General features: G+C 72.0%; 19 protein-coding genes and 3 tRNA genes. 17 read left to right on the forward strand and 5 right to left on the reverse strand.

Annotation, left to right across the window (positions count from 1 at the left end):
- The first annotated feature begins 35 nt into the window (after positions 1–35).
- The 5 genes from CP980_RS17340 (at position 36) to CP980_RS17360 (ending at position 3,913) form a co-directional block, all read left to right on the forward strand.
- Complete coding sequence (locus tag CP980_RS17340; protein WP_150528552.1) at positions 36–941, forward strand: LysR family transcriptional regulator; 906 nt, start codon at positions 36–38, stop codon at positions 939–941.
- Positions 942–1,040: 99 nt separating this feature from the next.
- Positions 1,041–1,595 carry a cysteine dioxygenase family protein gene (locus CP980_RS17345; RefSeq protein ID WP_150528553.1) on the forward strand — a complete coding sequence of 185 codons (555 nt, stop codon included), beginning with the start codon at positions 1,041–1,043 and terminating at the stop codon, positions 1,593–1,595.
- Positions 1,595–2,653: a YeiH family protein gene (locus CP980_RS17350; RefSeq protein ID WP_150528554.1), complete on the forward strand. Its 1,059-nt coding sequence runs from the start codon at positions 1,595–1,597 to the stop codon at positions 2,651–2,653. Before CP980_RS17345 ends, CP980_RS17350 begins: the two co-directional genes overlap by 1 nt.
- A gap of 179 nt (positions 2,654–2,832) precedes the next feature.
- Positions 2,833–3,789, forward strand: coding sequence for a trypsin-like serine peptidase (locus CP980_RS17355; RefSeq protein WP_132758010.1), 957 nt, complete (start codon positions 2,833–2,835; stop codon positions 3,787–3,789).
- A gap of 39 nt (positions 3,790–3,828) precedes the next feature.
- Positions 3,829–3,913: transfer RNA gene (locus CP980_RS17360), tRNA-Ser, on the forward strand.
- 175 nt (positions 3,914–4,088) lie between these two features.
- Here CP980_RS17360 and CP980_RS17365 read toward each other — a convergent pair.
- Positions 4,089–5,042, reverse strand: a complete 954-nt coding sequence (locus CP980_RS17365) for an IS481 family transposase (RefSeq protein ID WP_150528555.1) — start codon at positions 5,040–5,042, stop codon at positions 4,089–4,091.
- A gap of 110 nt (positions 5,043–5,152) precedes the next feature.
- Entirely contained in the window at positions 5,153–5,659 is a 507-nt protein-coding gene (locus CP980_RS17370) for a GNAT family N-acetyltransferase (RefSeq protein WP_150528556.1), read from the reverse strand.
- Between the two features lie 144 nt (positions 5,660–5,803).
- On the opposite strand from CP980_RS17370, the gene CP980_RS17375 reads away from it, so the two are divergent.
- The 9 genes from CP980_RS17375 to CP980_RS17415 all read left to right on the forward strand — a co-directional run bounded on the left by CP980_RS17375 (position 5,804) and on the right by CP980_RS17415 (position 14,512).
- Positions 5,804–6,160 (forward strand): DUF6344 domain-containing protein, encoded by a 357-nt coding sequence (locus CP980_RS17375; protein WP_150528557.1) that lies wholly within the window; start codon positions 5,804–5,806, stop codon positions 6,158–6,160.
- Between the two features lie 541 nt (positions 6,161–6,701).
- Positions 6,702–7,007 carry a hypothetical protein gene (locus tag CP980_RS17380; RefSeq protein WP_099890770.1) on the forward strand — a complete coding sequence of 102 codons (306 nt, stop codon included), beginning with the start codon at positions 6,702–6,704 and terminating at the stop codon, positions 7,005–7,007.
- A gap of 207 nt (positions 7,008–7,214) precedes the next feature.
- Positions 7,215–8,366 carry an acyl-CoA dehydrogenase family protein gene (locus CP980_RS17385; RefSeq protein WP_150528558.1) on the forward strand — a complete coding sequence of 384 codons (1,152 nt, stop codon included), beginning with the start codon at positions 7,215–7,217 and terminating at the stop codon, positions 8,364–8,366.
- The gene (locus CP980_RS17390) at positions 8,363–9,376 is read left to right on the forward strand and encodes a bifunctional MaoC family dehydratase N-terminal/OB-fold nucleic acid binding domain-containing protein (RefSeq protein ID WP_150528559.1); all 1,014 of its coding nucleotides are present in this window, start codon (positions 8,363–8,365) and stop codon (positions 9,374–9,376) included. Before CP980_RS17385 ends, CP980_RS17390 begins: the two co-directional genes overlap by 4 nt.
- Positions 9,376–10,425: an acyl-CoA dehydrogenase family protein gene (locus CP980_RS17395; protein WP_132761386.1), complete on the forward strand. Its 1,050-nt coding sequence runs from the start codon at positions 9,376–9,378 to the stop codon at positions 10,423–10,425. Before CP980_RS17390 ends, CP980_RS17395 begins: the two co-directional genes overlap by 1 nt.
- Positions 10,422–10,817, forward strand: coding sequence for a hotdog family protein (locus CP980_RS17400; RefSeq protein WP_150528560.1), 396 nt, complete (start codon positions 10,422–10,424; stop codon positions 10,815–10,817). Before CP980_RS17395 ends, CP980_RS17400 begins: the two co-directional genes overlap by 4 nt.
- Entirely contained in the window at positions 10,814–11,980 is a 1,167-nt protein-coding gene (locus CP980_RS17405) for a lipid-transfer protein (RefSeq protein WP_150528561.1), read from the forward strand. Before CP980_RS17400 ends, CP980_RS17405 begins: the two co-directional genes overlap by 4 nt.
- 169 nt (positions 11,981–12,149) lie before the next feature.
- Positions 12,150–12,683, forward strand: a complete 534-nt coding sequence (locus CP980_RS17410; RefSeq protein ID WP_150528562.1) for a SigE family RNA polymerase sigma factor — start codon at positions 12,150–12,152, stop codon at positions 12,681–12,683.
- A 167-nt stretch (positions 12,684–12,850) separates the two neighbouring features.
- Positions 12,851–14,512 carry a long-chain fatty acid--CoA ligase gene (locus CP980_RS17415; RefSeq protein WP_123513658.1) on the forward strand — a complete coding sequence of 554 codons (1,662 nt, stop codon included), beginning with the start codon at positions 12,851–12,853 and terminating at the stop codon, positions 14,510–14,512.
- A 25-nt stretch (positions 14,513–14,537) separates the two neighbouring features.
- Here CP980_RS17415 and CP980_RS17420 read toward each other — a convergent pair whose 3' ends face one another.
- The 3 genes from CP980_RS17420 to CP980_RS17430 all read right to left on the reverse strand — a co-directional run bounded on the left by CP980_RS17420 (position 14,538) and on the right by CP980_RS17430 (position 19,106).
- Entirely contained in the window at positions 14,538–15,122 is a 585-nt protein-coding gene (locus CP980_RS17420; protein ID WP_150528563.1) for an antibiotic biosynthesis monooxygenase, read from the reverse strand.
- Between the two features lie 13 nt (positions 15,123–15,135).
- On the reverse strand, positions 15,136–18,549 hold the full coding sequence (locus tag CP980_RS17425) for a PAS domain-containing protein (RefSeq protein ID WP_150528564.1): 3,414 nt from the start codon (positions 18,547–18,549) through the stop codon (positions 15,136–15,138).
- A 119-nt stretch (positions 18,550–18,668) separates the two neighbouring features.
- Positions 18,669–19,106 carry an SSI family serine proteinase inhibitor gene (locus CP980_RS17430; RefSeq protein WP_132761391.1) on the reverse strand — a complete coding sequence of 146 codons (438 nt, stop codon included), beginning with the start codon at positions 19,104–19,106 and terminating at the stop codon, positions 18,669–18,671.
- Positions 19,107–19,336: 230 nt separating this feature from the next.
- Here CP980_RS17430 and CP980_RS17435 point away from each other — a divergent pair.
- From CP980_RS17435 to CP980_RS17445, 3 genes are all read left to right on the forward strand, one after another.
- Positions 19,337–19,427: transfer RNA gene (locus CP980_RS17435), tRNA-Ser, on the forward strand.
- A 252-nt stretch (positions 19,428–19,679) separates the two neighbouring features.
- A tRNA-Arg gene (locus CP980_RS17440) sits at positions 19,680–19,752 on the forward strand.
- Between the two features lie 186 nt (positions 19,753–19,938).
- Positions 19,939–20,304, forward strand: coding sequence for a PH domain-containing protein (locus tag CP980_RS17445; RefSeq protein ID WP_054227156.1), 366 nt, complete (start codon positions 19,939–19,941; stop codon positions 20,302–20,304).
- Positions 20,305–20,335: the final 31 nt, after the last annotated feature.

Here is a 20,335-nt window from a genome sequence, read left to right on the forward strand (position 1 = left end):
TACGGCCCCTCCCAACGTCCGCTTATGCTTCCCTTGTGTTCGATTCGCGGCACATACGCACGTTCCACGAAGTGGTCGCCTCCGGGTCGTACTCGGCGGCCGCCCGTGTCCTGGGGTACACCCAGCCCGCGATCACCCAGCAGATGAAGGCGCTCGAACGCGCCGTCGGCACCCCGCTCTTCACCCGGGTCGGCCGCAAGATGCAGCTCACCGAGGCCGGCGAGTCCATGGCGCGGCACGCCGAGTCCATCCTCGGGAGTCTCTCGGCCGCCGAGGCGCAGCTCAAGGCGTACGCGCGCCTGCGCACCGGGCGGGTCCGGCTCTGCGGCTTCCCGAGCGCCAACGTCACCCTGGTCCCCGAGGCCCTGAGCGATCTGGCCAAGGACCATCCCGGCATCCAGGTTGAGCTGTTGGAGGGGGAGCCGCCGGAGTCGCTGCGCAGGCTGGAGCGCGGGGAGTGCGACATCACCCTGGCCTTCACCTATCCCGGGCTCCACGAGGAGATACCGGAGGAGGTGGCCGAGGTCAGGCTCCTGGAGGACCAGCTGACGGTGCTGCTCCCGACCGGGCACCCGCTGGCCCGGCGCAGGGCCGTGCACCTGGCCGACCTCGCGGAGGAACGGTGGATCGCCGGCTGTCCGCGCTGCCGGGCCAACCTGCTGCACGAGTGTGCCGAGCTGGGCTTCGTCCCCGACATCCGGTTCGCCACCGACGACAACCTGGTCGTGCAGAGCATGGTCGGACAAGGCCTCGGCGTGGCGATGATGCCCGCGCTCGTGCTGCCCTCCCTCTCCCTGAGCAAGGTGTGCGGGCGGCCGCTCCAGCCCGCCGCGCGTCGCCACATCGCCGCGTACGTCTACCGCGACCACCTGCGCATCCCGGCGACCGCCGTGGTCCTCGACGCGCTCAAGCAGGTGGCCTCCAACCGCGTGGGTTGCTGATCACCCGGCCGCTCCTCCCCTCAATGCATAAGCGGTACTTGGGATTTCAGGTGAAAACTGTCGTTGGACGTGATGGATCGGCTGTCCGACGCTGCGTTCATGACCACCACTACGCCGGCCCGTACGACCGCGAGGATGGCCGCCCTCGTCAGTGAGATCCGTACGGTCGTGGACCGGGGGCTGGCCCCGGACCTGACCGCCTACCTCGTCGGCGAGCGCGTCGCCCCCCACCTGGGCACGCCGGACCTGCTCACGCCCGAGCAGCGCGTGGGGGACCCCGACCGGTACCGGCAGCACGTCCTGCACGCCGAGCCGGACGGCAGCTTCTCGGTGGTCGCGCTGGTGTGGCTGCCCGGCCAGGAGACCGCCATCCACGACCACGTCTCCTGGTGCGTGGCCGGGGTGCACGAGGGCCAGGAGAGCGAGCTGCGCTATCGGCTCGCCCCCGCGACGGGAGACGGCTGCGCCCGGCTGGTGGCGACCGAGCACGTGGTGAACGGCGCCGGTGACGTCTGCGGCTTCGCCCCGCCCGGCGACATCCACAAGGTCTACAACTCCTGTCGCACCACCGCGATATCCCTGCACGTCTACGGAGCCGACGTCATCCGCCTGGGCAGCAGCGTCCGTCGCGTCTACACGCTCCCCACCGACTGATGGCCCTGCTGAACCGGACGGTACGGGGGGCGGAGACCGAGAGCACCGGGCGTGTTTCACGTGAAACATCCTCGTCCTGGCCCGGGTTGGGGATGGCGGCCGCCGGAGTGCTGGTGGCCTGGGGTGTTCACCAGCTGGTGCCCGCGGTACCCATGCTGACCGCGTCGGTGGTACTCGGCATCGCGGTGGCCCATCTGCCGGGCGTACGGGACCTCGTACGGGGAGCGGGCCGCCCGGGCCTCTCGCTGGCCGGGCGGCGGCTGATGCGGATCGGCATCGTCCTGCTCGGCCTCGGCCTCGGACTGGACCAGGTGCTCCGGCTGGGCTGGGCCACGGTGGCGATGGTGGCCGCGGTGGTCGCCGCCACCTTCTTCGGCACGCTCTGGCTGGGCCGGCGGCTCGGGCTGCCGGGAGACCAGCCGCTGTTGATCGCCACGGGCTACTCGATCTGCGGGGCGTCGGCCATCGGCGCCGTGAGCCAGGTGTCGGGCAGCGACGAGGAGGACGTGGCCGCCTCGGTGGCGCTGGTGACCCTCTGCGGAACCCTGGCGATCGCGGTACTCCCGCTCCTCCAGAGCCCGTTGGGGCTCTCGGACCCGGCCTTCGGCCGCTGGGTCGGCGCGAGCGTCCACGATGTCGGCCAGGTGGTGGCCACCGCGCAGACCGCCGGCCCGGGCGCGCTCGGCGAGGCCGTCCTGGTCAAGCTCATGCGGGTGGCCCTCCTGGCTCCGCTGGTGGCGGCGGTGGCCTTCTCCGTACGGGCGCGGAGGCAGGGCGTGCGGACGCCCTCGGGGCGCCGCCCGGCACCGGTCCCGCTGTTCGTGGCCGGATTCCTGGCCGCGGCCGCGCTGCGTGCCACCGGGGTGCTGCCGGAGGCGGCGCTGGACTGGGCGCACACCGCGCAGGAGCTCCTGCTGGCGGCGGCCCTGTTCGGGCTGGGCAGCGCGGTGGACCTCCCCCGGCTGGCCCGGACGGGCGGGCGGGCCGCGGTACTGGGGCTCGGGGCCTGGCTGGTGGTGGCGGGGGTCTCGTACGCGGGCGTGCTGCTGACGATGTGACGGCAGGGCACCGCCACGGACAGGAGTTGGCCAATTCCTGGCCGGAACCGACCGAACGTTCCGACCGTCTCCTGACTTCTCGTGCCGTACGTGCGAACCTGCGGCCGATCCGCACCGACAGCTCTTCACCCCCACCCTGCCCGTTCCGACGGGACCGGGCACGGCAGAAGGAGTCCTGCGTGAATCGTCATCGCACGGCAGCATCGGTCCTCATGGCGGCGGGCGCCCTGATCGCGGGCGCGCTGACGGCGGCCGCCCCCTCGGCGGCGGCCGATTCCCCGGCCTCGTTCAGGCAGCAGCACACCCAGGGCTTCTGGACCGCCGAGCGGATGCGCGGCGCCACCCCGCTGGACGTGACGGCAGCGCCGGGGACCGGACGGGCGCCGGTCGCGGCGGCCGCAGCGCCCACGGCGATCGCCCCGACGGCGGCCTCCGCCGCGGCATCCCCGGCGTCGTTCCCACAGGCGGGCGGCGCGTGGACGGGCGGCGGAGCGGTGGTCAAGACCTCGGGCCGGGTCTTCTTCACCTTCGGCGACCGCACCGCGTCCTGCTCCGGTGACTCGATCACGAGCGCCAACGGCAGCACGGTCATCACCGCCGGCCACTGCGTGAAGTACCAGGGCACCTGGCACACCAACTGGATCTTCGTTCCCGGGTACGAGAACGGGAACGCGCCCTACGGCCAGTGGTCGGCCACCAAGACCTTCGCGACCGACCAGTGGGCCGCCAGCGAGGACATGAACATGGACGTCGGCCTCGCCGTCGTCGCCCCGCTGAACGGCCAGAAGCTCAGCCAGGTCGTCGGCGCCCAGGGGATCCTGTTCAACGGCGGCTACAACAAGAAGATGTACTCGTTCGGGTTCCCGGCGGCCGCGCCGTACGACGGCACGAAGTTGGTCTACTGCAGCGGGAACACCGGCAAGGACTTCCTGCTGACCAAGGACCACGGCCTGGGCTGCAACATGACCGGCGGCTCCAGCGGCGGCCCCTGGTTCCAGGACTTCAACGAGGCCACGGGCCTGGGCACCCAGGTCTCGGTGAACAGCTTCGGCTACACCTTCCTGCCGAACCGGATGTTCGGCCCGTACTTCGGCAACGAGGCGAAGGCCGCCTACGACAAGGCCCAGAATTCCTGACCCGGCCGCCCCCCACCTGCCGGTACTCTGTACCGGCCAGGTGGGTTGCCCGAGCGGCCTAAGGGAACGGTCTTGAAAACCGTCGTGGCGCGAGTCACCGTGGGTTCAAATCCCACACCCACCGCTTGCAGATCAGAGAAGTAGCAGGTCAGAGGGCGGGTCCCCCGATTCGGAGGACCCGCCCTCGCTGTTGCGTGACGGCGGCGGTGGCAGGTCGTTCACCGGTGCGGTATCGGCGGCGGGTGGCGGCGGCCGCCAGCGGATTGTGTGCGGCCCCGCCGTGATTCGAAAGACACGGCCTAGGTGTGCTGTCCGGATAGGTTGGTGACGCGGCTGGCTGGAGTGTGGCCGCTGATTCCGGTGTGGGGTCGGTGGTAGTTGTACCAGTCCAGCCAGTCGGGAAACGCTGCCTGGCGTTCGGCGTCTGAGGTGTAGGGCCGGATGTAGGCCCATTCGTCGAGCAGGGTGCGGTGGAAGCGTTCGACCTTGCCGTTGGTCTGGGGTCGCCAGGGCCTCGTCCATCGGGGGCTGATGGCCAGGTCGTGGCAGGTGTCGCGCCAGGTGTTCTTGGTATAGGCCCAGGCGTTGTCGGTCAGGACGCGTTCGATGGTGATGCCGTGGGCGGCGAACCAGGCGGTGGCGCGGGCGAGGAAGCCGGCGCAGGTCGCGGCGGTCTCGTCGGGCAGGTCTTCGGTGTAGGCCAGGCGGGAGTGGTCGTCCAGGGCGGTGTGCAGGTAGGCGTAGCCGGTGCCGGTGCGGTTGCGTCGCCCTTCGGCGCGGCCCTGGGTGCGGTGCCCGCCGCCGTCGGGGATGCGGCCGAGCTTCTTGACGTCGATGTGGACCAGTTCGCCGGGCCGGGAGCGTTCGTAGCGGCGGACGGGTTCGCCGGTGGCCCGGTCCAGGATGGTCAGGACGGGCAGACCGTGTCGCATGAGGATGCGGTGGGCGGTGGAGGCGGCGATGCCGCATCGGGCGGCCAGCCGCAGCGGGCCGATGCGGTGCTCTCGCCGTAGCCGCAGGACGTGTGCCTCCACCTGGGCGGGTGTCCGGCGCGGCTGACGGTGCGGACGGCTGGAGCGGTCCTGCATGCCCGCCTCGCCGTGCCGCCGGTAGCGGCTTGCCCAGCGTGCGGCGGTGGTGTGGCTGACCTGGAAGCGTTCCGCGGCCCGGCGCAGCGGCCAGCCGTCGTCCACGACACACCGGGCCAGACGGAGCCTGCCGGTCGGGGTCAGCGGGGCATTACGGTGGGACACGAGGGCCTCCTGCGGTCGGGCGTAGATGTCGCAATCCACACCGAACCCAGAAGGCCCTCACCTGTTCAAGCACCCAGCACGCGTGTCACCAACGTGCCGGGACAGCACACCTAGGCCAGTACGGCCCGCCAGTCGTTGCAGGTGTGCCACTGGCCCGGCGGGTACTCGAACTCGGATTCACCGAGCAGTACGAAGCCCGCTTTGCGGCAGACGGCGTTGGACGCCGCGTGGCCGAGCGACGGGAAGGCGTGCAGGTGGCGGCGCGCGCCGTGCACCGACGCGTGGACGATGACCGCGCGGGCCGCCTGCGCGGCAAGGCCGCGGCCCTGGAATTCGGGGAGGATGCCCCAGCCGGTCTCGTAGACCTCCTCGTCCTTCCACACGCGCTCCCAGAAGGCGATCGTGCCCACGCTCCCGCTCCCGGCGACGATCCGGAACACCCGTCCGGCCGCCGGCTCGCGGGCGCTCAGCGCCAGATACCGCTGATGGCGCTCCTGGAGCTTGGCCTCGGTCTCCGGTCCGCCGAGGTGTTCGGTCATGACGGGCTCGTTCTGGCGCAGCAGAAGCCAGAAGTCGTCTTCTGCCCAGGGCACGAGCTGGAGGGAAGAGGTGTCCATGGTCTTCACGGTAGGCGTTGGCCCTTCCGAGTGGTGTTTGTCGGAAGATCGGCGCGGGTGGTGGGGGTGCTGCGGTTGCGCACACATCATGACGAATGTATGCAGATCCGCCCGTCGGAACATCGCGAAACGAAGGACCTCGTCATGGCTCACCGCATCACCGTCACGTCGATCTGGACCGCACTCGTCGCCGTCGTCGTGGCGCTCCTCGCCTCCCTCGGATTCGGTGCCAAGGCCGCGCCGGCCGCCGCCTCCGGCACCTGCGCTCCTGTTCCTTCGCGCCGCGCGGCGGCCGCCGTACGCCGGCCGGCCCGGCCGATGGGCCGGCGGAGCTGGCGGGCGATGATGCGGGGCGGTTCCCTCCCGCCGACCATCAAGCAGCGCATCCGCGCCGAGGCGCACGGCAAGGCCCCGTCCGTCCGTCGCTCGACCACCGCCGCCGCGTCGATGGCCGTGGCCGGTTCCGGAGCCGGCCGCGACGAGCTCGACCTGGTCGCATAGCGCCCGTACGGCATCGCGCCCGTACGGCATCACACGCTGCGCAGTGGTACGCGCAGTCGTCGGTCCAGAGAGGTAACGGCAGCAGCAAGCGCTGGAGCCCGGTCGGCAGGTAGCGGCCGCGGATCGCGCCGGTGATGTGCCCCCGGAGTGGGACACGGTGGGATGGCCCCGGCGGGCGCCGGGGGCGTGCAGGGGGCGTGAAGCCTGGCATTGCAGGGCCGCAGGCCCGGGAGACGGTGGGGTTCCCGGACGGAGCGGCCCTCTTCGGCATGTTCGGCGCACATGAGTTTGAGGAAACGTTTCATCCCTGCATCGACGCTGGTTTCAGCGGAATTCCGCCGCGCTGACCTGGGGCGTTGGGGTGCGAATGAGGTTTATCCGGTGTTGCTCATGCTTGCGGGGGAATCGTGGGCTCCGGGCTGGTTCGCCGGGGATTCGGTGGGCAACTCTGGTCTCGCGACGTCGTCACCACGCAACCACCGAGGCGGTCGGCCAACTGCCTTGGAGCAACCCCCACTTCGCTTTTCTGGAGGATCCACACATGGCAAGCATCCGTACCGCCCGCGTCATCGCCGCCGTCGCCGCCCTCCCCCTCGCCGTCGCCCTCTTCGGCGGTGTGGCCACTGCCGACAACGGCTCTTTCGCGAACGACGGATCGAATGCGAGCGTCGCCAGCATCATCGGCAGTGGTGTCGGCGGGAACAACAGCGGCAACTCGTCCACCTCGCAGCAGGTGGCCACCGGCTCCGGTGCGTCCAACCAGAACAACACCGCGCAGGTCAACGGCTCCGCCTTCTCGGCGATCCAGCAGGGCAACGTCGCGGTCAACTTCCACCCGTGGTGGTAGGCGCTCCCCGAGTCCTCTGAGTTTTGAGGGCGCCTGCGCCACCGGACCGGCTGGGGTCCGGTGGGGCAGGCGCCCTCGCGCGTTCACGCCTTCGCCCGTCCGGCAGCAGGGCCCAGTCCTTCCCGGACGGTCCCGACCTTGACATCCACAGGGAATCTGACGGACAGTCAGGTTCCCTCGAAGATGTGATGCCGGGAGGCCAGCGCCGTGCACCTCGCCCCGACAGAAGGCCAGTTGCGGCTCCGCGCCGAACTGCGGCAGTACTTCAACGATCTGCTGCCGGACGGGCCCCCCGAGGACCCCGCCGCACAGCGCGCACTGCTGCGCCGCATCGGCGCCGACGGACTGCTCGGCCTCGGCTGGCCCGTCGAGTACGGCGGCCAAGGGCGGGGCCCCGACGAGCAGTTCGTGTTCTTCGACGAGGCCTACCGGGCCGGAGCCCCCGTCTCCATGGTCACCCTGAACACCGTCGGCCCGACCCTGATGAAGTACGGGACGCCGGAGCAGAAGGACTATTTCCTCCCCCGAATCCTCAGCGGCGAACTCGTCTTCGCCATCGGCTACTCGGAGCCCGAGGCCGGCACCGACCTCGCCTCGCTGCGCACCCGCGCCGTACGCGACGGAACCGACTGGGTCGTCGACGGGCAGAAGATCTTCACGTCCAACGCCCAGAACGCCGACTGGATCTGGCTGGCCTGTCGCACGGATCCCGAAGCCCCCAAGCACAAGGGCATCTCGATCATCCTGGTTCCCACCGACGCCCCCGGCTTCGCCTGGACGCCGATCGACACGGTCGGCGGTCTCACGACCACGTCGACGTACTACGACGGGCTCCGCGTGCCCGCCGGCAACCTCGTCGGACCCGAGCACGGCGGCTGGGGTCTGATCACCAACCAGCTCAACCACGAGCGCGTGGCCCTCGCCGCCATCGGCATGCAGGCCGAGGACTTCTACGCGAGCGCGCTGCGCCACGCCCGCACCCCCGATCCGGTCACCGGTGAACGCCCCGCCGACCGGCCCTGGGTGCAGTCCCGGCTCGCCGAGGCGCACGCCCGGCTGGCCGCCGTACGTCTCCTCAACTGGCGCCTCGTCCAGGACGTGGGCGGCGGCACCCTGGCCCCGGGCGACGCCAGCGGCGTGAAGTTCCTGGGCACCGAGTCGACGGTCGAGGTGTACCGGATGTGCCAGGAGGTGGTGGGCGAGGAGGCGCTCGTACGGGGGCCCGCCGCCTTCGCCGGCGGTGAACTGGAGCGGATGAACCGGGCCGCGCAGATCAACACCTTCGGCGGCGGGGTCAGCGAGGTCCAGCGGGAGATCGTCGCCATGATGCGGCTCGGTATGAAGGGAAGGAAGCGATGAGCGCCACGGTGGACCAGCCGGCGGGTGCGGACGCGGGCTCGGGAGCGGGTGAGGGCGCCGAGGAGGCCGCCCGGTTCCACGCCCTGCTGGCGGCCTTCGAAGGGCGGGCCGCCGCCACCGTGGGCCAGGGCAAGGACCCCGTCAACCGGCCGATGATCCGCCACTGGTGCGAGGCGATGGGCGATGCCAACCCCGCCTACTCCGGCCCGGACGCCATCGCCCCGCCCACCATGCTCCAGGCCTGGACGATGGGCGGCCTGTCCGGCCACGGCGACCGTTCCTCCGCCTACGACGAGCTCCTCGCGCTCCTCGACCGCGCGGGTTGCACCTCCGTCGTGGCCACCGACTGCGAGCAGGAGTACCTGCGGCCCCTGCGCCCCGGTGACACGGTCACCTACGACGCCGTCATCGAGTCCGTGTCCCCGCGCAAGACGACCAAGCTGGGCACCGGCCACTTCGTGACCACCCGCATGGACATCCGCGCGGACGGCGAGCTCGCAGGGACCCATCGCTTCCGGATCCTGAAGTACGCACCCGCCGCTCCCCGCGAGCAGAAGCCCGCCGCTCCCCGCGAGCAGAAGCCCGCCGCTCCCCGCGAGCAGAAGCCCGCCGCCCGGCGTCCCCGACCGGTGGTCAACCGGGACAACCAGGGGTTCTGGGACGGGGTCGCGGAGCACAGACTGCTGATCCAGCGGTGCGCCGCCTGCGGGACCCTCCGCTTCCCCTGGCTGCCCGGCTGCAACGCCTGCGCGAGCCTGGACTGGGACACCGTCGAGGCATCCGGCGCGGGCACGGTGTTCAGCTACGTCGTCATGCACCACCCGCCGTTCCCCGCTTTCGACCCGCCCTACGCGGTCGCGCTCGTCGAACTCGCCGAGGGCGTCCGGATGGTCAGCAACATCACCGGAGTCCCGTACGACAAGGTCCGCATCGGAATGCCCGTGCGGCTGGAGTTCCTGAAGGCCGACGAGGACCTGGAACTGCCGGTCTTCCGGGGGAGCGAGGGCTGATGGACTTCCACCCCACCGAGGAGCAGGCCGCCGCGGCCGATCTCGCCGCCCGGATCTTCCGCGACCTCGCCACCCACGAACGTCTCGCCGCGGCGGGCACCGGCAGCGACGCCGAACTGTGGAAGGCCCTGACCACCGCCGGACTGACCGCGGCCGTGGAGGACGTCGGGCTGCTCGGGCTGGTGCTGCTGCTCGAAGAGCAGGGCCGCACCACCGCGCAGGTCCCGTACGCCGCCACCTGCGCGTACGGGATCCTGCCCGTCGCCGCGCACGGCAGCGCCGAGCAGCGCGCCCGGCTGCTGCCCGCCCTGGGCTCGGGCGAGGCGGTCGCCACCGGCGCCTTCCCGGCCCGCGGCCGCATCACCGCCTCGCCCGACGGCCGGCTGACCGGGACCGCCCCCGTGGTGCCCTGGCTGCGCGACGCCACGCACGTGCTGGTCCCGGACGCCGACCGGGCCCTGTGGCTCGTACGGACGGAGGCGCCCGGGGTCGCAACGGCCGAAGTGGAGACCACGGCCCCCTGGTCGGCGGGGTGCCTCACCCTGACCGGGGCCGAGGCCGAACGGCTCGGGGAGGGCCGGGCCTACGAAGAGGTCCTGTCCACCGCCCGCACCGCCTTCGCGGGCCTCCAAGCCGGAGTGTGCGCGGGATCCCTGGCCCGCGCGGTCGAGTACACCTCCACCCGCGAGCAGTTCGGCCGGCCGCTCTCCACCAACCAGGGAGTCATGCTGCGCGCCGCCGACGCGTACATGGACACCGAGGCGATCCGGGTCACCGCGTACGAGGCGGCCTGGCGGATCGACGAGGGACTTCCGGCGCGCGAGCACGCTCTCACCGCGTCGTGGTGGGCCTCAGAGGCGGGCAAACGCGTCGTGCACGCGGGCCAGCACCTGCACGGCGGAATGGGCGCCGACCTGGACCATCCCGTCCACCGGCACTTCCTCTGGGGGCGCCAGCTGGACGCCTACCTCGGCTGCGGCAGCGAGCTGCTGGCCGAGCTGGGCGCGCTCCTGTCCGACCACGCCGCACCCGAGGGGGACGACGCATGAACGTCGGCGACACACTGGCGCCGCTGGAGATACCGGTGACGCGCACGCTGATCGTCGCGGGCGCGATCGCCTCCCGCGACTACCAGGACGTCCACCACGACGCCTCGCTCGCGCGCGAGAAGGGCTCCCCGGACATCTTCATGAACATCCTGACCACCAACGGCCTGGTCGGCCGGTACATCACCGACCGTCTCGGACCGGGCGCGGTGCTGCGCAAGGTGGCCATCCGGCTCGGCGCCCCCAACTACCCCGGCGACACGATGGTCCTGACCGGCACCGTGGCCGCCGTCGACGGGGACCGGGCGGAGATCCAGGTCCTCGGCGCCAATTCCCTGGGGCACCACGTCACCGGCACGGTCGTCGTCACCGTCACGCCGGAGGTGGCGGCATGAGCGTCCGGCACCGCGACACGCTCGGCGGGCGCGCCGCCATCGCCGGCATCGGCGCGACCGAGTTCTCCAAGGACTCCGGCCGCAGCGAGCTGCGGCTCGCCGTCGAAGCCGTGCACGCCGCCCTCGACGACGCCGGGCTGACCCCCGCGGACGTCGACGGCCTGGTCACCTTCACCATGGACACCAGCCCCGAGATCACCGTGGCCCAGGCGGCCGGGATCGGGGACCTCTCCTTCTTCTCCCGGATCCACTACGGCGGGGGCGCGGCCTGCGCCACCGTCCAGCAGGCCGCCCTCGCCGTCGCCACCGGGGTCGCGGAGGTCGTGGTCTGCTACCGCGCCTTCAACGAGCGCTCCGGCCGCCGTTTCGGCTCCGGCGTGCAGCAGCGCGAGCCCTCGGCGGAGGGCGCGGCGCTCGGCTGGTCGCTGCCCTGGGGACTGCTCACCCCGGCCTCCTGGGTGGCCATGACCGCTCAGCGCTACCTGCACACCTACAACCTGACCCCCGAGGCCTTCGGCCATGTCGCGGTCACCGACCGGCGGCACGCCGCCAACAACCCCGCCGCGTACTTCCACGGCAAGCCCATCACCCTCGCCGACCACGCCGCCTCGCGCTGGATCGTCGAACCGCTGCGGCTGCTGGACTGCTGCCAGGAGACGGACGGCGGCCAGGCGCTGATCGTCACCAGCACCGAGCGGGCCCGGGACCTGCGCCACGCGCCCGCCGTGATCACCGCGGCCGCGCAGGGCGCCGGCCGCCGCCAGGAGGCCATGACCTCCTTCTACCGCGACGACCTCACCGGCCTGCCGGAGATGGACGTGGTCGCCCGCCAGCTGTGGCGGACCAGCGGACTGCGGCCCGCGGACATCGACGTGGGCATCCTCTACGACCACTTCACCCCGTTCGTCCTGATGCAGCTGGAGGAGTTCGGCTTCTGCAAGCCCGGCGAGGCCGCCGACTTCGTGGCCGCGGACGCGCTCCCGCTCAACACCCACGGCGGCCAGCTCGGGGAGGCCTACCTGCACGGCATGAACGGCATCGCCGAGGCCGTCCGCCAACTGCGCGGCACCTCCGTGAACCAGGTGGCGGGAGCCGCCCGCGCCCTGGTCACGGCCGGTACCGGGGTGCCGACGTCCGGCCTGATCCTCGGCGCCGACGGCTGAGTCCGCAGCCGCGGACCGGCCTTCGGCCCGTCCCCCGGCTCGCCCCGGGCCCGCCCGCCTCCTCCACCTTCAGGAGGTAGGGCAGGCCCCACCCCTACAACCTGAGATGGATCCACCTTCGGCACCTGCGGCCGATCCCAGGTCCGGACCGCGCTTCTAGCGTGGAGCCATGACCACGCCTGTGTGCACGCTCGCCTCGAACCCGACGCCGTACCCGTCGTTCTCGGCGTACGTCCGGACCCGCGGCTCGGTCCTGATGCGCACCGCACGCTCGCTCACCGCCAACCCGTGCGATGCCGAGGACCTGCTCCAGACGGCCCTCACCAAGACGTACGTCGCCTGGGACCGCATCGAGGACCACCGCGCCCTTGACGGCTACGTCCGCCGCGCCCTGGTCAACACCCGTACCTCCCAGTGGCGCAAGCGCAAGGTCGACGAGTTCGCCTGCGAGGAGCTCCCGGAGCCCGAGGGGACACCCGGGTACGACCCCGCCGAGGCGCAGGCGCTGCGCGACGCGATGTGGCGGGCGGTGACCCGGCTTCCCGACCGGCAGCGGGCCATGGTCGTCCTGCGCTACTACGAGGACCTGAGCGAGGCGCAGACCGCCGAGCTGCTCGGGGTCTCGATCGGCACGGTCAAGAGCGCCGTCTCCCGCGCCCTGGTCAAGCTCCGCGAGGACCCGGAGCTCACGCCGGTCCGCTGACCCGGCCCGGGCCCGTGTTTCACGTGAAACATCGGTGTTTCACGTGAAACGTCGGCGATTGGTTGCCGTGTTTGTACTTCCGGGTAGTGACATGCCGACCGGTACGTGCGCAGAATCGGCTGCATCCGTAGCCGCCGCAGCGCCGCAGCGCTCACCGGGAGGACGCTTTGCTGAGCACCATGCAGGACGTACCGCTCCTCGTCACCCGCATACTCCAGCACGGGATGACGATCCACGGTAAATCCCAGGTCACGACCTGGACCGGGGAGGCAGAGCCGCACCGCCGCAGCTTCGCCGAGATCGGTACCCGCGCCACCCGCCTCGCCAACGCCCTGCGCGACGAACTGGGCGTCCAGCAGGACGACCGGGTGGCGACCCTGATGTGGAACAACGCCGAGCACGTCGAGGCGTACTTCGCGATCCCCTCCATGGGCGCCGTACTCCACACCCTCAACCTGCGCCTGCCTCCCGAGCAGCTGGTCTTCATCGTCAACCACGCGGTCGACCGGGTCGTGCTGGTGAACGGGACCCTGCTGCCGCTGCTGGTCCCGCTGCTGCCGCACCTGCCGACCGTCGAGCACGTGGTCGTCACCGGCATCGGCGACCGCTCCGGCCTCGAAGCCCTCGCGCAGGAGCGCGGCGTGCGCGTCCACGACTACGAGGAGCTGATCGCGGACCGCGCGACCTCGTACGACTGGCCCGAGCTGGACGAGCGCCAGGCCGCCGCCATGTGCTACACCTCTGGCACCACCGGCGACCCCAAGGGCGTCGTCTACTCGCACCGCTCCATCTACCTGCACTCCATGCAGGTCAACATGGCCGAGTCGATGGGCCTGACCGACCGCGACACCAGCCTCGTCGTGGTCCCGCAGTTCCACGTCAACGCCTGGGGCCTGCCGCACGCGGTGTTCATGACCGGCATCAACCTGCTGATGCCCGACCGGTTCCTCCAGCCCGCCCCGCTCGCCGAGATGATCGAGCGGGAGAAGCCCACCCACGCCGCGGCCGTCCCCACCATCTGGCAGGGGCTGCTCGCCGAGGTCACCGCCAACCCGCGCGACCTGACCTCGATGAAGCAGGTCACCATCGGCGGCGCGGCCTGTCCGCCCTCCCTGATGGAGGCCTACGACAAGCTCGGCGTCCGCCTCTGCCACGCCTGGGGCATGACCGAGACCTCCCCGCTGGGCACCATGGCGCACCCGCCGGCCGGCCTGAGCGCCGAGGAGGAGTGGCCCTACCGGATCACCCAGGGCCGCTTCCCGGCGGGCGTCGAGCCGCGCCTGGTGGGCCCCGGGGGCGACATCCTGCCCTGGGACGGAGAGTCGGCGGGCGAGCTCGAAGTACGCGGTACCTGGATCGCGGGCGCGTACTACGGCGGAGCCGCTGGTGAACCGCTGCGCCCCGAGGACAAGTTCAGTGCGGACGGCTGGCTCAAGACCGGTGACGTCGGTGTGATCAGCCCCGACGGGTTCCTCACGCTGACCGACCGCGCCAAGGACGTCATCAAGTCCGGAGGCGAGTGGATCTCCAGCGTGGAGCTGGAGAACGCGCTGATGGCGCACCCCGAGGTCGCCGAGGCGGCGGTCGTCGCCGTCCCGGACGACAAGTGGGGTGAGCGACCGCTGGCCACCGTCGTCCTCAAGGAGGGCGCGACCGTGGACTACGCAGGGCTGCGCGTCTTCCTCGGTCAGTCCATCGCCAAGTGGCAGCTCCCCGAGCGCTGGACGACCGTCGAAGCCGTCCCGAAGACCAGCGTCGGTAAGTTCGACAAGAAGGTCATACGGCGGCAGTACGCGGACGGCGAGCTGGAAGTCACCAAGCTGGACTGAGGCACGAACGCGCGCCGCCCGATGCTCAGCCCTGGCCGCCCTTGGTCAGCCAGGGCCGCAGCAGCCGGCTGACGGCCGGCATCGCCAGGTAGGTCATCAGCGTGCTGAAGACGACGGCGAAGGCGGCCGTCCGCACCACGAAGTGCAGGTTCACCAGGTACGGCCCGAGCACCGCGTTGCCGACGAGCGAGATCGGGAAGATGGCCAGCCCCGAGCTGATCGCCATCTTCCAGCGCGGCGGCGCGGGCCGGGTCGTGCCCGGCTTCGCGAACCAGGTCTCCATGCCGTGCAGTTCGCGCCGGGCTATCTCGGTGTGGTGGTGGCCCAGGCAGTTGGAGAACCACTGGGCCCGCTCGGCGGAGTCCTGCCAGCGCTGGAAGGCCTCGTGGTCGCGGAAGCGGTGGACCAGGAACCACGGCCCGCCGTCCGTGGCCGGACGGAAGAGCCCGTACCCCAGGTGCCCGGGGAAGGTCGCGGCCGTCTCCAGGATGCCGTGGGCCCAGGCCTCGAACGCCTCCTCGTGGCCCGCCTCCACCTGTCGGGCGATCAGCAGGTTCACCTCCCCGCTGTCGGCGGGGACGGTCTGCTCGCTCGTGTCGATGATGGACATCGGGCCAGGATGACTAGTTCGTTCCGATCTTGGCCAGCAGGTCCACGATGCGGCCCTGGACGTCCGCCGTGGTGGACCGCTCGGCGAGGAAGAGGACGCTCTCCCCGGAGGCCAGCCGCGGCAGTTCGGCCGGGTCGATCCCCGTGGCCGTGTAGACGACCAGCGGGGTCCGGTTCAGCTGCCCGTTGGCACGAAGCCAGTCCACGATCCCGGCCCGCCGGCGCCGGACCTGCATGAGGTCCATGACCACCAGGTTGGGCCGTATCCGCGTCGCCAGCTCCACCGCATCGGTGTCCGCGCCCGCTCGTGCGACCTGGAGGCCGCGCCGTTCCAGGGCGGCCGTCAGCGCCGTCGCGATCGCGTCCTGCTCCTCGATCAGCAGCACCCGGGAAGGGTGCTGCTCACTGTCGCGCGGCGCGAGCGCCTTGAGCAGGACGGCCGGGTCGGCCCCGTACGCCGCCTCGCGCGTGGCGTGTCCCAGGCCGGCCGTGACCAGTACGGGGACCTCGGCGGCCACCGCGGCCTGGCGCAGGGACTGCAGCGCGGTCCGGGTGATCGGCCCGGTCAGCGGGTCCACGAACAGCGCGGCGGGGAACGCGGCGATCTGCGCGTCCACCTCCTCGCGGGAGTGCACGATCACCGGGCGGTAGCCGCGGTCGCTGAGCGCCTGCTGGGTCTGCACATCGGGCGCCGGCCACACGAGCAGGCGGCGCGGGTTGTCCAGGGGCTCGGGGGGCAGCTCGTCGTCCACGGGCGCCGGGACGGGCCGGTTGACGACCTCGACGGCGCCCCCGGGACCGTCCAGCGGCTCGGGCCCCTCGTCGGCGCCCGCCTCGGGGGCCCCTATGGCGAACGCCCGGCCCTGGGGCGCGGGCTCGGCGAGCCGGCGACGGCGGCCGGAGCCGCCCGTGACGCCCGCGCCGTTGGTGGATCCGGAGTCGACCGAGATGCCCTGGCCGAGAGTGCCGAGGGCGCGCACGCTGATCGGCTGCGCGGCCTCCGGGGCGTCCTGCGGCTGCCGGGCGCCGGGCACGGCCACGGGCCCTGCGGCCTCCTCGTCCTCGGGCGCGGTCCGGGCAGCCGGGACCGGCCAGGCCGGCGTGGCGGGCAGCGCGCGCCGCCGACCGGTCGGCGGTACGGGTTCCTCCGCGGCCGGGGCCGGCTGCGCGGCGGGTGCCGCGGGCTCGGCGGCGGGCGCACCCAGGACCCGGCGCCCGCGCCGCCCGGCCGGGGTCTCGCCCCCGGCCCCACCGGGCGCGGGGACCGGACCGGCCATGGCGGGGCTCTGCGCGGGGCTCTGTGCCGGGGCCGGCGCGGGAGCCGCCGCCGGGGTCGGGCCGGCGGGCAGCGCGAAGCCGCCCTCGGGAGCGATGGGCCGTACCGAAGCCTGCGGAGAGGCGGCGGCCGGAGCCGGGCCCAGACCCGTCGCGGGCACGGGCCCGCCGGGCTGCGGCGCGGAGGCCGCACCCAGCGCGCGCCGCCGCCCGGCGGGATGCTCGGTCACCGGAACCGGCGGCACGGCGGGCACCGGAGGTACGGGCGGCACCGCCGAGCCCTGCTGCACCGGGGGCACAGCGGGACCCGGACCGGCCGGCGGTCCCTGCGGCACCGGCGGAAGCGCGGGCATCGCGGTGCCCTGCGGGGGCACGGGACGGCCGGGGCCGCCCTCGCCGCTGCCGTCGCCGTCCCGGCCGCGCCGGCGCCCGGTGCCCAGGCCCGCCGGGTTCACCGGGGACTGCGCGAGCTCGGGGCTCGCGGCGTCGACGGCGCCGGCCTCGCCCGCCCGCCGCCGCCCGGAAGGGAGCGCCAGCGCGCCCCCGCCCCCGGCGGCGCCGTTCGCCTTCGCCTCCTCGGCCGCGTCCTCCAGGAACGCGTCCACCCCGCGCCGGGCGCGCCGGCCGGCGGGGCCCTTGCCCGCGCCCTCGGCGGCCGCCGGCTCCTTCGCGGGCTCCGGCTCCGGCAGCGTCACCGTTCCGGCTCCGGCGCCGAGCGGCAGTTCCAGTACGTACGCACCGCCAGGCGCGCCCGGCACCTCCACCGTCTGCAGCACGCCACCGTGCGCGGACACGACACCCCGCACGATCGGCTCGTGCACCGGGCTGCCGCCCTCGTACGGCCCGCGCACCTCGATCCGTACGACCTCGCCCCGCTGCGCGGCGGCCACGACGATCGTCGAATCGCTGTACCCGCTGCCCTGGCGGGTCTTGCCCGTGGCGTCCACCCCGGCGACGTCCGCGACCAGGTGCGCGAGGGCTCCGGCGATCCGCTCGGCGTCCACCTCGGCCTCGATGGTCGGCGCGTGGACGGCGAACTGCACGCGGCCCGGGCCGATCAGCTCGACGGCGCCGTCGATGCCGGCCGCGACGACCCCGTCGATCAGGACCTTCTTCTTCTTGAGCTTCTCGGCGCCCGCGTCGAGCCGCTGGAAGCCGAGCACGTTGTCGACCAGCGCGGTCATCCGGGAGTATCCGGCGGCCAGGTGGTGCAGCAGCTGGTTGGCCTCGGGCCACAGCTGTCCCGCGTCATCGGCTGCCAGCGTGGCCAGCTCCCCGCGCAGCTCCTCCAGAGGCCCGCGCAGGGAGTCGCCCAGGACGGCCAGCAGCTGGGCGTGGCGAGCGGCCAGGGCGTCGTAGGGCCGCCGGTCGGTGAAGGTCATGACGGCGCCGACGAGCAGTTCCCCGTCCCGTACGGGAGAGGTGGTCAGGTCGACGGAGACCGGCTGTCCGGCCTTGTTCCACAGCACCTGGCCGCGGACCCGGTGCTTGCGGCCGCTGCGCAGGGTGTCGGCGAGCGGGGACTCCTCGAAGGGGAACGGCGAGCCGTCGGCGCGCGAGTGCTGGATCAGGCCGTGCAGCTCGCGGTTGCCGAGGTCGGTGGCGCGGTACCCGAGGATCTGTGCCGCGGCCGGGTTGACGAGGACGACCCGTCCCTCGGTGTCCGTGCCGACGACGCCCTCGGCGGCGGCGCGCAGGATCATCTCGGTCTGCCGCTGCGAGCGAGCCAGCTCGGCCTCGGTGTCCACGGTCTCGGAGAGGTCGCGTACGACCAGCATCAGCAGCTCGTCACCCGTGTACGCGGGCTGCGGCTCACGATAGGCGTCGCGGCCGTCGAGGTGGGCGGCGGTGACCTCGACGGGGAACTCGGTGCCGTCGGTGCGGCGCGCGACCATCCGCTTGGGTTTGGCCCGTCCGCCCTCGTCCTCGCCGGGCCGGCGCATGGAGCCGGGGATCAGCTTGGAGTCGAACTCGGGGAGGAGGTCCAGCACCCCGCGACCGACGAGGCCGGTGCCGGGGCTCTCCATGACTTCGAGGGCGATCGAATTCGCGTTGACGACCGTGCCGTTGGCGTTGACGAGCAACAGCGCGTCCGGAAGAGCGTCGAGTATTGCTGCGAGGCGAGCAGCGCCTCGGGATGGCCTGCTGCTCACGACGAGCTTCCTCCCTGACCACAACTACCGGCATGTCACGGGAGGAGTCTAAGGGCACTGCCCCGGCCTGAGGTGGCGGATGTTCTGCGGAAACCGTGCATCCTTCGCATCCTCCCAGGTCAGGAGCGCCCACCCGGAAGCACAGGTTCCAGGTTGTTCCAGCGGGCGATCTCGCATCCGTTGGTCCGCCGGAACGTCGCGTCCACCCTGTGGCCTTGCCACGTTCCGGTGATCTGAGCGGTGGCCGGACCGCCGTCCTGCATGGTGCAGATCTGCCGCTTGGAGGCCGGGGCGAAGGGGTCCTTGTCCTGCTTCGCGAGGACGTCGAGGCGGTCGCAGGCCCGCTCGGCCTCGGGGTGGTTCCCGCCGACGGGGTTGCACTCCAGCAGGTACTCGCCGTTCGCCCGCGGGTTGCCGGTGGAGGACACGGTGATGGTGAGGCGGTCGGGCGCGGCGAGCAGCCGGCCCAGCGGCGGCAGCGGGGGCAGCGGTCCGGCGGCCGTGACCGCCGAGGCGGCCAGGGCGGAGGTGACGGCGAAGGCGGCGAGACGCAGCATGAGGCACTCCAGGTCGTCCGTACGTCGTACGCCTGACCAACGACGTGCGCTCGCCGACGTTGCGTACGGACGGGAGAGCGGACGTGCGGGAGGGGTGGGCGTGCCGGGCGTACCGGGCCCCTTAAGGCTTTGCTCTGGCGGCGGCTGTCCTTGTACCGTGGGAGCGGATTGGTGAGCGGCCCGGTGGCTGTGTCATCATCTGCACGCACCCTCGTACGCGGGGGTGTGCTGGAGGCGTCGCCTAGTCCGGTCTATGGCGCCGCACTGCTAATGCGGTTTGGGTCTTAAAGCCCATCGAGGGTTCAAATCCCTCCGCCTCCGCACCTGCCGAAGCCCCGGTCCTGACGGACCGGGGCTTCGGTGCGTTCCGGGGTCTTGCGTTGACGCGTTCCGGCCAGGCCGACCGCCGCCCCAACCCCGCCCCGACAGCGGCGCGAACCCGTTCGGATGATCTTCGTTCGAGACGTTTCCGCAGGTCAGAGTCGGTTTGGCTAATGGATTTCGCGTCCCGGCGAGGTCCATGTATTGTTGTTCTCGCAAGGCCAACGGGGCGCAAAACCCCGAAAAGCCCAAGCACTCGTAGCTTAACGGATAGAGCATCTGACTACGGATCAGAAGGTTGCAGGTTCGAATCCTGCCGAGTGCACAGCCTGAGAGGCCTCCCGGTTCGCCGGGGGGCCTCTTGCGTTGTCCGGGTCCTTCTTGGTGGGGAGGGGGGTCTCGGGGTTGTCCGGGGTGGGGGTCGGTCCTGCGGGGGATGATCGGCGGCCCGGGGGTGGATACGGTCCTCGGAGACGGTCCGGAACGGTCGGGCCGCGGGAGGGGGACTGTCATGGGGCTCTTCGGGAACGCGCACACCGTCGATCCGGTGTCGGCGCAGCGGGACTACGCGCGGCTGCTCGGGCAGGGGGAGCAGGTGCACGCCGCGTACCTGCTGATACGTGACACGATCCTGTTCACCGACCGGCGGCTCGTGCTCATCGACAAGCAGGGGCTCACGGGGAAGAAGGTGGAGTACCACTCCGTCCCGTACCGGAGCATCACGCACTTCTCCGTGGAGACCGCCGGGCATTTCGATCTCGACGCCGAGCTGAAGATCTGGCTCTCCGGCAGTGCGGCGCCGATCGAGAAGACGTTCACCAAGGGTGTGGACATTTATGAGGTGCAGGCCATCCTCACGCAGTTCGTCGCCCGGTAGTGGGTAGCTCTTCCGCCTGACCCGGGATTCC

Source organism: Streptomyces vinaceus, assembly GCF_008704935.1.
Lineage (GTDB): Bacteria > Actinomycetota > Actinomycetes > Streptomycetales > Streptomycetaceae > Streptomyces > Streptomyces vinaceus.